Origin of the sequence: Lentzea kristufekii, from assembly GCF_033949925.1 — a bacterium.
Taxonomy (GTDB): Bacteria; Actinomycetota; Actinomycetes; order Mycobacteriales; family Pseudonocardiaceae; genus Lentzea; species Lentzea kristufekii.
On sequence record NZ_JAXAVV010000036.1, the window covers coordinates 16,170 to 28,420 of the forward strand.

Sequence of the window (12,251 nt, forward strand, 5' to 3'; positions counted from 1 at the left end):
CTGACGACAGCAGGCCCGGCGCTCACGCTGAGCACCGGGCCTGCTGTCCCATCATTCGGTCAGGCGATCTGGCGGCGGCGTCCGATCAGGCTGGCGCCGAAGCCGAAGGCCACGAGCAGCGCGCCCAGCAGGCCGAGGCCCAGCACGGACGCACCGGTCTTGGCCAGCGCGTCACCGGAACCACCGTCGCCGGCTCCGCCTGCGGCAGCCACCTCGGCAGCCGACTCGGCGGGCGTCGAGGTGCCGGGTGTCACGGGCTTCGGGTCCGCGACGACCCGGAAGTCGCTCTTCGACTCGCTGCCGGCGAAGACCTGCACGTGGCCGCCGTACCGGCCCTCGAACTTCCACGGCCCGTCGACCCAGGCCCAGAAGTCACCGGCGGGCACCTTGTCGAAGTGCACGTGGCCCTTGTCGTCGGAGAACGTCTCGGCGACGTCCACACCGAGCTCGCGGTCGCGCAGCACGATCCGGGTGTTGCCGATCATCTCGCCCGCGTCGGGCCGGTAGTCGCCGTCGCGGTCGAAGAAGAGCTCACCGCTCACCGAGCCGAACCCGCCGGGCACGCGTGCCGTGTCGTACGCGAAGGGTGCGTCGATGTTGTTGATCGCGTTCGGCGCGAACCTGCAGCCCACGACCACGGTGCCGAACTTCAGGGCGTCCTGCGGCACCGCCTCGATGGCCACGAACGTCTTGGTCTCGCCGGCACCGACCGTCACGCCGGGACCGAACAGGTCGCCCCAGCCGTGGCCTGGCTTGTTCGAGACACCGAGCTCGTTGCCGTTGCCGGACCCGTTGCAGGCGGCGACGATGCCGCTGATCTCGTGCTCGCCCCGGTTGGTCAGGGTGATCGAGATCTTGGCGGCCTCGCCGGGCTGGTAGACGTCCTGGTCCAGGGTCACCTTCGGGATGAGCGACTCGTTGTACGGCCGCTCCCCGCGCGCCACCACATGGGCGGGGATGCCGGGCCCCACGCGGACAGCGGGGTCGCTGCCGTCGCTGTGCACGACCCAGTTCCAGGGGAAGTCGTAGGTCAGGAAGTACTTGCCCGTCGGCAGGTCCGAGAAACCGAAGCTGCCGTCAGCGAGCGTGGTGGTCTCGTAGTAGCCGGACTGCGAGCCGCCGCGAGCCTCGACCACGACACCTTCCATCGCCTCGCCGGCGTCCTGCTGCTTGTTGCCGTTCTTGTCCGCGTAGGCGACACCGGAGATCGCGCCCACCGTCAGCACGACCTCAGCCGAGGCGTCGAAGGTGGTGCTGGAGGGAGTCGGTGCGCCGAGGTAGCTGATGGATCCCGAGACCAACAGCCTGCCGACCCTCGGGTCGCGGATCGTGCCCGAGGCCTCGAACGTGCGGGACTCGCCGGCGGGGATCTGGACACCCGGAGCGAACTCCGCGAAGTCGCCCCACTGCGCGGCCGGGATGTCCATCGAAGTGGGCGAGAGGGACAGGCGGACGCGCTCAGCGAGGCGGCCACCGACGTTCGACACGGTCAGCGAGAGCTTCACGGTCTCCTGCGACTCGTAGCTCGGCTTGTCCAGCTTCAGCGTGGCGCGCAGCTGCGCGGAGTCGGGCCCCGGCTTCAGGCCGGTGAACACGCTGGTGCCCCAGCCGACGACCTGCACCTGGTCCGCGTCAGCCGGACCGTCGAACGCCCACGGGCCGAGGATCACGGCCCGATAGGTGCCGACCGGAACGTCGACGAAGTCCAGCTGGCCGGACTCGTTGCTCACGCCCTCGGCGACCTTGTCGCCCGTCACCTGGTCGACCAAGATGATCTTGAGGTTCGCGACGGCCTCTCCGGGGTCGGTCATCCAGTTCTTGTTCTTGTCGTCGGTGAGGTGCATCGTGTAGCGGCCCTTGCCGCCGGTCACGCTCGCCTTGACGCCGACGTGGGGGCCGTCGGTGTTGTACCCGGGGTTCGGCTGGAAGTCGCACGCCAGCCAGACCTCGCCCGCCTGGGCCGCTCCCTCGGGAACGGCCTCGTTGATCACGAAGGTCTTCGTCTCACCTGCCGCCAGGTCGACGCCGGTGCCGAACGTCGCGTTCCACTCAGGACCGAAGCCGAAGTGGTTGCTGTTGCCGACGCGGTTGCACCCCGCCTGGATCTTGCCGATCGCGTACTCGCTCGTGTTGGTGAGCGTCACCGTGATCTTCGCGGTCGCCGGGTAGGCGTAGGTCGTCCTGTCGAACGACGCGCTCGCGGTCAGCATCTCCGAGTACGGCCGCTCGGCGGGGCTGATCACCTCGGTCGTCTGGTCCGGCACAACCGTGATCGACTCCTGGCCGGACTGGGTGTGCACCACCCAGCCGTCGGGAAGTTCGAAGTACGGCGAGTAGTACGTGCCGGACGGAACTCCGGTGAAGGTGTACCGGCCGTTCGCGTCCGTCGTCGTGCGGTGCTCGGCGACGGGGCTGCCGCCGTAGATGCTGACGTTCGAGCTTCCGAGCGACTCACCGGCGTCGGGCAGGCCGTTGCGGTTCACGTCCGCGAAGACCAGGCCGCTCACGTTGCCCACGGTCCGGGTGACGGTCGGCCGGAAGGTGACGAAGTTGTCGTTGCTGTGGGCGTCGCCCGCCTCTGCCGTCACGAAGACGGTGAGGTCGAGCTTGTCGCCGACCAGCTGGGTGATGCCTCCGGCCACCTCGACCGTGCGCGACTCGCCCGGTGCGAAGGTCGTGCCGGGGTACTCGAGGCTGCCCCAGGAGCCGTACTTGACCTGGATGCCCCAAGCACTCGCGCGGACGCGCTCGGCCGGGAACGCGCTCTGGTTCGTGACGGTGACCTTGACGTTCACGGACTCGTGCGACTGGTAGTGCGTCTTGTCGATCGACGCGGTGACCTTCAGGTCCGGCAGCTCGGCCGCGGCCTTCTGCTCGGCCTTCTGGTCGGCCTTCTGCTCGGCGTTGCTCGGTTGCGCCGGAGCGTTGGACGTCTCCGCCGGCGTGCTGGACGCGGGCTGCTCGGTGCTCGGCGGCGTGGCCGGTTCGCCGGGCTGCGCAGTCGACGGCGGCGCCGGGTCGGTGGTCGACGGCGGCGCGGGCTCGGTCGTCGACGGCGGCGCCGGGTCCGTTGTGGACGGCGGCGTGCTCGGCTCACTCGTCGGCGTCACCTCGACGCTCGACGTGGGCGTCTCCGGCTCCTGCGCGAGCGCACCGGTGGTGGCTCCGCCGAACGCCAGGACGACAGCGGTGGTCAAGGCCCCGAATTTGAGCAGGGCGCGGCTGACCGATCTCTCGGACAAAGGAATCCCCCAAGAACCCCGGTAGTGGTGGTCCACCGGCGTCAGAGCCCCCGCACGCGCCCAGCAGACGTTGGGAAGGTACCTGACGAAGTGTCCGCTGGAAAGAGATCTACAACATCAACAATCCACTCTGGACAGTGGCGTGCGCGACACCGGGCCGCTAGGTGGTCCGGCGACGGCCGATCATCCTGGCGCCGACGCCGAACGCCACGAGCAGCGCCGCGACCACCCCGAGCCCGAGCACGCTGACGCCCGTCTTGGCGAGCGCGCCACGGGTTCCCCCTTGGCTGCTGTCGCCGCCTGGCGGCACGGGAGACGGACCGGGCTCCACGTACAGAAGGTAGAAGCCGTCCCCTCTCGCGGTGATCTCCACCATGGCGGTGCTCGGATCCGGGAACTGCCACGGCCCGTCGATCTCCAACCAGTAGGTGCCGAGCGGCACCTGCTCGAAGAACATGGATCCGTCGGCGTCCGTGACGGTCTCGGCGACGATGCCGCCGTACGCGCGGTCGGTCATCAGCCGGACTCCGGTGTTCTGGAGTGGCTCTCCGGGGTCGACCCAGTAGTTGTGGTTCTTGTCGTACAAGATCGTGCCCCTCGCCGTGCCGACACCGCCGGGGATGCCGGCCCAGTCGTAGCCGATCGCGGCGTCTTCGAGGTTCGCCGCGACCCAAGGCGCGAACCCGCAGTGCACGGCCACCCGGTTCACCCCGGACGGCTCCGCGGGCACCTTCTCCACGACGGTGATCGTCTTCGTCTCACCCGGACCGAGCGTCACGCCCGGCTCGCGCAGGTCGCCCCAGCCGGCGGACACCGGCCACGTGTTGCCGTCCCTGTTGCAGGCGGCCTGGACGTTGCCGACCTCGTGGACGGCCTTGTTCGACAGCGTTATCGCGATCTTGACGTCGTCCCCGGCCGCGTAGACCGGCTTGTCGAGCACCACCGCCGCCTCGAGCACCTCGGTGTACGGGCGTTCCGCACGGGCGCTGACCTGGACCGGTGGCCCGGGCCGCACCCTGACCTGCGGCGCGTTGCTCTCGGCGTGCACGACCCACCCGCCGGCCAGCGTGTAGCCGATGAGGTAGTCGCCGGAAGGGATGTTCTCGAACGAGTAGCGGCCGTCGGCGTCCGTCGTGGTTCTGAAGTAGTCGTACGGCGCGCCGCCGTTGGCCTCCACGACGGTCTCCGCGGCGGCCTCGCCGGGATCCTGCTGCCTGTTGTGGTTCCTGTCGACGTAGACGACACCGCTGACGTCACCGGTGGTCTGCACGACCTCGGCCTCGGCGCTGAAGCCCGTCGGACGGTCCGGCATGCCGACATGCTCGACCGAGGCCCACACCGTCAGCTTCCCGTCCTCGAAGTAGCGAATCGCGCCCGTGACGCTGTACGTCCGCGACTCGCCGGCCGGGATCCGGGCGCCAGGTCCCTCTTGCCCGAACTCGCCCCACTGTTCGGCGGTGATGGCCACGTCGTTGAACACGGCGTGCACCCTGACACGCTCCGCGGTCTGACCGCCGGCGTTCGTGATGGTCAGGTCCACGCGCACCGACTCATGCGACTCGTAGCGCGGCTTCTCGAACTTCATCGTGGCGACCACTGACGCGGGTGCCGCACGTTTGAGGAACTTGGTGCCGGTGCTGCCCTGGGCGGTGACGCGCACCAGTTGCTGGCTGTCGTCGGTGAACGCCCACGACCCGAGAAGCACTGCGCGGTAGTCGCCGGTGTTCAGGCCGGTGAACTCCACCTTGCCGTCCGAACCGCTGGTGCGCTCGGCGACCTGGGCACCAGTGCGCAAGTCCAGCAGGACGACCTTCGCGCCGCTGACGACCTCGTCCGCGTCGATGCTCCGGTCCGCGTTCCTGTCCTCGCCGAAGACCATCGTGTGGCCGAAGCGACCCGACACCTTCGCCTCGGCGTGCACCGGTGGACCGTCGGTGATCCACTCGACGTTCGGTGCGAAGTCGCAGTCGAGCGTGACGACGCCCGCGGTGACGGCATCCTCGGGAAGCCTCTCGGCGATGGTGACCGTGTACTGCTCACCAGCCGCCAGCGTCACGCCGTGCGTGTTGAACACATGCCACTCCGGACCGCCGTTGCCGAGCGTGTTCCTGAGGTTCGGGCGATTGCACCGCGCCTGGATCGCGCTGATCGTGCGGTCGGTCGTGTTGGTGAGACTGATCTTGATCTTCGCGTACGCCGGGTACTCGTAGTTCCCGCGGTCGAGCGATGCGGTCGCCCTGAGCTGTTCCGAGTAGGGCCGCTCCGCACGCACCGCCACCTCGGTGGTCGTGCCATCGGCGACCACGACCTCGTCCCCGGCGGCCTTGGCGTGGTGCACGACCCAGCCGTCTTTCAGTTTGTAGGTCGCCCAGTAGGTGCCCGCCGTGAGGCCTTGGAAGGCGAACGTGCCGTCCGCCGCGCTCGTCGTCGTGTGCCTGGTGGTGCCGCCGAAGACGCTGACCTCGCCCTGGACCGCCTCGCCGGGGTCCTGCTCGCCGTTGCGGTTCTTGTCGCCGTACAGGACGCCGGAGATGCTGTTCTTCTGCTCCGCCTGCGGCTTCTGCTCCGGGGCAGGCGGGGGCGGGGCGGGCTGCGAGGTCGGCGGCGGTGTGGTCGTCGTCGTCTCGGTGGGCGCCGGAGGTGCGCTCGCCGGGTCGTCCTGTGCGAGAGCGGACGAGCTGAAAACCAGCGCTGCGACTGCGGTCACAGCGCCGATCTTGAATGCGGATCTGCCGAGCAACGGATCCCCCGAATCCCCGTGTTGACCACGTCCGCCGATGTCAGAGCCCCCGCACGCACCGGCAAGACGTTCGGAAAGTACACCCGTTCCGAGAGCGCGTGGAAGGGTCCAAAAGATGACGAAAAGGTGCCCGAGATTTTCTTTCGAGCAGGGCAACCGATGACGTTCGGAAAGCGTGAGCATCGCGGGGACTTCTCTGCGCTCACGGCGGTGGCATGCTGTTCTTCGTGACGCCGGAGGACCTCGCGCACCTGCGCCGGGCACGTGACCTGATGGACCGCGAGTACGCGCGGCCGCTGGACGTGCCCGCGATGGCCCGTACCGCGCTGATGTCGCCGTCGCACTTCGCCCGCCAGTTCCGCGTGGCGTACGGCGAGACCCCGTACGGCTACCTGATGACCCGGCGGATCGAGCGGGCCAAGGCGTTGCTGCGCCTGGGAACGATGTCCGTGACCGAGGTGTGCGTCGAGGTCGGCTGCACCTCGCTCGGCTCGTTCTCCGCGCGGTTCACGGAACTGGTCGGGGAGACGCCGTCGGCCTACCGGGCGCGCGCTCACGACGCGCTGGCCGGGGTGCCGGGATGCCATTTGATGGGCCTGACGCGACCGAGCAGATTTCGAGAAGCGACGCGTTCACCGCGTGCCTAGGGTCTCGGCCATGAAGCTTTCGCACACGTTCCTCTTCGTCCACGACCAGGACATCGCGCTGAAGTTCTACCGCGACGTCGTCGGGCTCGAAGTCCGCACGGACGCCACCATCGAGGACGGTTACCGCTGGCTCACCGTCGGGCCCGCCGAGCAGCCCGACGTCGAGATCGGCCTCTCGCGCATCGGGCCGCCCGTCCCGCCGACCGACTACGAGACGCTGCACGCGTTGCTGGCCAAGGGATCGCTGCAGGGCGTCATCTTCGAGCTCGACGACGTGGACGCGAAGTTCGAGCAGGTGCGTGCGTCCGGGGCCGAGGTGATGCAGGAACCGATCGACCAGTTCTACGGCGTGCGCGACTGCGCGTTCCGCGACCCGTCGGGCAACATGATCCGCTTCTCCACACCGCGCACCCAGCAGTAAATTCGCTGTCCGCCTCCGCACCCGGCGTGGTTGAGTGGTGCCTTCAGGCGTTCTCAGAGACAAGGTCGATGCCATGGGCAGCCCCGGACACACCGGGTGCCTTCGCAGTACCCGGTGACTCTCGCGTTTCTGTTTCTCGCGATCACCAGGAGCACCACCTTGACTTGGTACACCTCTTTCTTCACCGATCTCGCCAACGGTTTCTGGCGCGGTGCGGTCCAGCCTTCGCAGACCTCGGCCGAGGTCGACTTCCTCGTCGGCCTCGGCGCCGGCCCACGGGTGCTGGACGCGCCGTGCGGCAGTGGCAGGCACAGCATCGAGCTGGCTCGTCGCGGCTACTCGGTCACCGGCATCGACATCTCGGACGAGGCCATCGCGCACGCCCGCGCGCTGGCTCCCTCGCTCGACTGGCGGCAGGGCGACCTGGCGTCGCTGGGCTCGTTCGGCGTGACGGCCGATCTGGCCGTGTGCCTGGGCAACAGCTTCGGCTACCTCGACCACGCCGGTTCGCAGCGGTTCCTGGCCGACCTGGCCGCCGCCGCGCCGGTGCTGGTCGTCGACTACGGCTGCGCGGCCGAGGTCTTGCTGCCCTCGTTGCCGGGCGAGATCCGGATGTCCGCGGGCGGCGTCGACATGGTCGCCGTCAACACCTACGACGTGGCGACGGCGCGACTGCTGATCGACTTCACGTTCACCGACGGTGAGCGGACGCAGCGGTCGGCCTGTGTGCAGCACGTCTACACGGCCGGTGAGCTGACCCGGATGTTGAACGACGCCGGGTTCTCGTCGGTCGAGCTGTTCGGCGACACCGACGGCGGTGCGTTCGAGGTCGGCAGCCACCGGTTGCTGGCCGTGGCACGCCGCTGATCTCACCTGGCCCAGGTGGTAGCGCTCTCACGACCACCTGGGCCAAGGTCGAGGTCATGCGTGCCATCACCGCGGTAACCGCCCTGGCCTCGTCCCTGGTGCTGCTCGGCTCCACAGCGAGCGCAGCCGCCGACCCCGCCCGCGACCTCGCCGCACGGGTGAGCGCGGACGGCGCCCAACGCCACCTGATCGCGTTCCAGCGCATCGCCGACACCCACGACGGCAACCGGGCCGCGACGACCACCGGCTACGCGGCCAGCGTCGACTACGTGGCCGGGCGGCTGCGCGAGGCCGGGTTCGACGTGACCACACCGGAGTTCGAGGTCAGGCGGAAGATCGACGACGCGGGCCGGGTGACCGCGGGTGGCGCCTCGCACGAGCTCGTGCCGTTCGGCGACACCCCGAACACCCCGGACGGCGGCCTCACCGCGCCGTTGCGGGTCGTGCCGGAGGACGGCACGCCCGGTTGTGAGGCGGGTGACTTCGCCGGGCAGGACTTCAAGGGCTCCGTCGCGCTGATCCGGCGCGGTACCTGCACGTTCGTCACCAAGTACGCCAACGCGGTGACCGCGGGTGCGGCGGCTGTGATCATCTCCAACAACGTCGACGGCCACCTCGACCTGCGCATCCCCGGCACGATCCCGGGCGGCAGCGCCTCGAAGGCAGACGGCACGGCGCTCGCCGCGCTGGCCGGGCAGTCCGTCACGCTCGACCTGCGCCACCACGACGAGGTCCACCTCGACCGCAACGTCATCGCCCAGACCCGCACGGGCCGCGCGGACAACGTGGTCGTGGCGGGGGCGCACCTCGACAGCGTCGACGCGGGACCGGGCATGAACGACAACGGGTCCGGGTCGGCCGCGCTGCTCGAAGTAGCGCTGAAGACGGGTTCCCGGCCCGAGCTGCCCAACGCCGTGCGCTTCACGTGGTGGGGCGCGGAGGAGGCCGGTCTGATCGGGTCGCGCGCCTACGCCTCGGCGCTGTCGTTCGAGCAGCAGCTCGACATCGCGCTGTACCTGAACTTCGACATGGTCGGGTCGCCCAACCCCGGCTACTTCGTCTACAACGACCCCGGCCTGCCGTACGGGTCGAAGCACGTCGAGAAGGCGTTCAGCGACTTCTACACGGCCCGCGGCCTCGGTCCCGAGGGCCTGAACGTCCGTGGCGCCAGCGACTACGGCTCGTTCACCGCGCTCGGCATCCCGGCGGGCGGCATCATCTCCGGCGGCGGCGAGGTCAAGACCGCAGCGCAGGCCGCGAAGTGGGGCGGCACGGCGGGCGTGGAGATGGACCCCTGCTACCACCGCGCGTGCGACCACCTCGGCAACATCAACCGAGAGGCGCTGGGCCGCAACGTCTCCGCCGCGGCCCACGTCATCGCCTCGTACGCCGTCACCACCGAGGGCGTGAACGGCGTACCGTCCCGGCAGGAACGGGCTGCTCTGCGTTAGCCCAGGTTGTTCGTGTCGAACGTGTTGCAGCGGGCGGGGTCACCCGTCTGCAACCCGGTCGTGAACCACTTCTTCCGCTGCTCCGAGCTGCCGTGGCTGAACTTGGTCGTGTCGACCCGCCCGCCACCGAGCTCGCTCTGGATGAAGTCGTCACCGATGCGCGCCGCCGCGTCGAGGGCGGCGTCCACGTCTTCCTGGGTGATGTTCGAGATGAGGGGCTGGCCGTTGGCCGACGGAACGGTCGTCGCGGCCTTGCCCCAGGCACCCGCGTAGCAGTCGGCCTGCAGTTCGAGGCGCACCGAACCCGAGGTGGGACCGGTCTCCCTGCCGACCCGGTCAGACGTGCCGAGCAGGTTCTGCACGTGGTGGCCGTACTCGTGGGCGAGCACGTAGGCCTCGACGAACGGGCCGCCGGTCGCACCGAACTTGGTGCGCAGCTCGTTGAAGAAGTCCAGGTCGATGTACACCTGGGAGTCCGCGGGGCAGTAGAACGGGCCGACCGCGGAGGTGGCGTTGCCGCAGCGCGTGTTCACGCTGTTGCGGAAGAAGTTGGTCTTGGTGACCTGGTAGGTGTTGCCCGAGCGGGCGAACTGGTCGGTCCAGAAGGCCTGGATCGAGTTGATCGTGGCCAGGACCCTGCAGTCGTCGTCGCGGTTCGCGTCGGCTCCCGTCTTGCACTTGTCGAGCAGCTGGCCGGACTCGACCTGGGTGTTGTTGCCCAGGCCCTCCAGCCCGCCCGCGGGCAGCTGGATGCCGGTGAACTGCTGGAACAGGAAGTAGATGATCAGGCCGACCACGCCGAGGCCACCACCGACGCCCGCGACCCTGCCGCCTGAGCCTCGTTGGTCCGAAACCTGAGAAGTGTCGAGTTCCGCGCCTTCGTTGAACTGCACCGCATCCTCCTGCCAAGGACCCCATGGGTGCCGCAAACGATAAAGCACGAAACATGCCTTGGTGCGGAGCCCGACGTCGGGGCACCGCACCAAGGCTTTCCCATTTGGAAGTGACGACTACGGCCCACGAAGGTTGGCGTGGCGCTCAGCCGGTGACGCCATGAGACGACACCGAAGCCGAGCTCAACAGCGTCGAAGTGCACCGAGCGACGCCCGATGGCGCCTGGGCACCCGAAACCTCGTGTCCGTCGCTACACAGTCGCGCTCGGACCGTTCACGTCCGATCCGCTCGCGGGGATGCGACAGACCGCGTTTCGCCACAGCGAGGAGATACCTGCACAGCACCACCTACCCCTTCTGGGCGTGGCCTCCGGGCGGTCTTGTTCATTCACCTGCCGGCTGCCAGCTCGTTATCGACTATGCGCTTGATCGCCGCATTTCTCAACACCTCACGCCAAACCTGAATTGGTGAAGTCAGACGGGTGACCTGCGGAGATCGACAGTGCAGACAGCAATCGCCCGGCGAGAGAATCTCTCGCCGGGCGATTGGGAAAAAACGATCAGATATTTGATCAGGCCTTCGTGGTGCGGCGCGCGCCGCGGCGGGCCATCACGCCCGCGGTCATCAGTCCGAGACCCGCCAGCAGGAACTCGAGCGGGTCGGCGCCGGTCTTCGACAGGCTCGGGATGACCGCCGAGGCGTGCTGCGAGGCCTTGTCGCCGGTCTGCGGGGTGCCGGCGCCGGAGTCGTCGCCCGTGGTGCCGCTGCCGGAGTTGTCGTCGCCGTTGTCGCCGCCGCCGGGGTTGCCGTTGCCGGGGTTCTCGTTGCCGGGGTTCTCACCGGGCTGCTCAGGGTTCTCGCCGGGCTGCTCCGGCTGCTCCGGGTTCTCGCCCGGCTGCTCCGGCTGCTCCGGCTGCTCCGGCTGTTCGGGGGTCTCGGTCTTGCCGCAGTCGCCGCTAGCGGTGCCGAGCACGCCCGCTGCGGTGCCGCAGACGGTCACGGGGGCCTCGACGGTGCCGTTGGGCTCCTCGGGCTTCGTCTGGCCGCAGCTGCCGTTGCCGCCGCCGGCGACGCCGACCGAGTTGCCGCAGACCGTGACGGGCGCGGAGACGAGCGCCTTGTCGGCCTGGGTGCGCGCGGCGGGCTCCTCGTCGCACGTGGCGTCGCTGTTGCCGAGCACGTTGATCGCGTTGCCGCAGACCTTGACCGGGACGCTGACGAGGTTGCCGACGCGGACCTCCTCGTCGATGTCGAGCGGCACCGGGACGGCCTGTGCCCAGCCGGCGGTCGCGACCATCAGGCCGCCCGTCAGGAGGGCTGCGGACATGGTGCGGTTGAGGTTCTTGCGCATGACTGTTCTCCCTGGAAAGTGACGGATCCCTGTGCTGCGTGCGGCACTTGCGGATCAGTCAGGGGAGAACGTCGGCTCCTCCGCGCGCACGATGCGCGGCACGTCCTGCTGTTCGGTGCTGACCAGAGACGCTGTGGTGGTCGGCGGCCGCATCGCGTGCGGCAGCGTGCCCGCCGGAATCTGGAGACTGCCTGCCGACGCCCCCGCACCGCTCTGCGGGAGCGTGCCGGGGATCGGCTGCTCGGCCTGCGGTTGCGGTTGCCGGGGCACCGGCACGGGGTTCGTGGGCGTCGTCGTTGACGACGGCGGCGGCTCCGGCGACGCGTGCTGCCGGGGCACCTCGGCCTGCGCAGGTGCTTCCACTGCCGGAGTCTGCGGCGTCACTGGCTCGGCTTCGGGGACCTCGACGCGCGGTGCCGGCTTCGGCGGGACGGGCGCGTCGGGCTGCCGCGGTGGTGTGGTCTCGATCTTGAGGCCGATGTCGACGACGGGGAGCTCCACCTCGATCTCGAGCTGGTCGATCTCGACCCGGACGTCGGCGTTCGCCTCACCTGCGCCGCCCAGCAGCCAGGCACCGGTCACCAGACCGGCGAGCAGCAGGAACCGACGCAACCACGACATCGGCCCTCACCCTAGAT

At 69.2% G+C, this 12,251-nt stretch carries 9 protein-coding genes; 4 read left to right on the forward strand and 5 right to left on the reverse strand.

What is annotated here, in order from left to right:
* Window positions 1-59: 59 nt before the first annotated feature.
* Together SK571_RS42540 and SK571_RS42545 are read right to left on the reverse strand one after the other, a co-directional pair.
* Window positions 60-3,197 (reverse strand): SdrD B-like domain-containing protein, encoded by a 3,138-nt coding sequence (locus SK571_RS42540; protein ID WP_319989778.1) that lies wholly within the window; start codon window positions 3,195-3,197, stop codon window positions 60-62.
* A 205-nt stretch (window positions 3,198-3,402) separates the two neighbouring features.
* On the reverse strand, window positions 3,403-5,949 hold the full coding sequence (locus SK571_RS42545) for an SdrD B-like domain-containing protein (RefSeq protein ID WP_319989779.1): 2,547 nt from the start codon (window positions 5,947-5,949) through the stop codon (window positions 3,403-3,405).
* A 248-nt stretch (window positions 5,950-6,197) separates the two neighbouring features.
* Between SK571_RS42545 and SK571_RS42550 the strand changes: the two genes are divergently transcribed.
* The 4 genes from SK571_RS42550 to SK571_RS42565 all read left to right on the forward strand — a co-directional run bounded on the left by SK571_RS42550 (window position 6,198) and on the right by SK571_RS42565 (window position 9,368).
* A complete protein-coding gene (locus tag SK571_RS42550; protein ID WP_319989780.1) occupies window positions 6,198-6,629 on the forward strand; it encodes a helix-turn-helix transcriptional regulator in 432 nt (143 codons plus the stop codon).
* A gap of 10 nt (window positions 6,630-6,639) precedes the next feature.
* Window positions 6,640-7,050 (forward strand): VOC family protein, encoded by a 411-nt coding sequence (locus SK571_RS42555; RefSeq protein WP_319989781.1) that lies wholly within the window; start codon window positions 6,640-6,642, stop codon window positions 7,048-7,050.
* Between the two features lie 159 nt (window positions 7,051-7,209).
* Entirely contained in the window at window positions 7,210-7,917 is a 708-nt protein-coding gene (locus tag SK571_RS42560) for a class I SAM-dependent methyltransferase (RefSeq protein WP_319989782.1), read from the forward strand.
* A gap of 56 nt (window positions 7,918-7,973) precedes the next feature.
* Window positions 7,974-9,368 (forward strand): M28 family peptidase, encoded by a 1,395-nt coding sequence (locus tag SK571_RS42565; RefSeq protein WP_319989783.1) that lies wholly within the window; start codon window positions 7,974-7,976, stop codon window positions 9,366-9,368.
* On the opposite strand, the gene ypfJ is transcribed toward SK571_RS42565, so the two are convergent.
* From ypfJ to SK571_RS42580, 3 genes are all read right to left on the reverse strand, one after another.
* The gene (gene ypfJ, locus SK571_RS42570) at window positions 9,365-10,261 is read right to left on the reverse strand and encodes a KPN_02809 family neutral zinc metallopeptidase (RefSeq protein ID WP_319989784.1); all 897 of its coding nucleotides are present in this window, start codon (window positions 10,259-10,261) and stop codon (window positions 9,365-9,367) included. The genes SK571_RS42565 and ypfJ overlap by 4 nt on opposite strands.
* Window positions 10,262-10,833: 572 nt before the next feature.
* A complete protein-coding gene (locus tag SK571_RS42575; protein ID WP_319989785.1) occupies window positions 10,834-11,613 on the reverse strand; it encodes a hypothetical protein in 780 nt (259 codons plus the stop codon).
* Window positions 11,614-11,667: 54 nt separating this feature from the next.
* Window positions 11,668-12,234, reverse strand: coding sequence for a hypothetical protein (locus tag SK571_RS42580; protein ID WP_319989786.1), 567 nt, complete (start codon window positions 12,232-12,234; stop codon window positions 11,668-11,670).
* Window positions 12,235-12,251: the final 17 nt, after the last annotated feature.

Bases quoted from the DNA above. Each gene is read 5' to 3' on its own strand.
- SK571_RS42565 (WP_319989783.1), top strand. From the start codon at position 7,974: ATGCGTGCCATCACCGCGGTAACCGCCCTGGCCTCGTCCCTGGTGCTG.
- SK571_RS42555 (WP_319989781.1), top strand. From the start codon at position 6,640: ATGAAGCTTTCGCACACGTTCCTCTTCGTCCACGACCAGGACATCGCG.
- SK571_RS42575 (WP_319989785.1), bottom strand. From the start codon at position 11,613: ATGCGCAAGAACCTCAACCGCACCATGTCCGCAGCCCTCCTGACGGGC.
- SK571_RS42580 (WP_319989786.1), bottom strand. From the start codon at position 12,234: ATGTCGTGGTTGCGTCGGTTCCTGCTGCTCGCCGGTCTGGTGACCGGT.
- SK571_RS42550 (WP_319989780.1), top strand. From the start codon at position 6,198: ATGCTGTTCTTCGTGACGCCGGAGGACCTCGCGCACCTGCGCCGGGCA.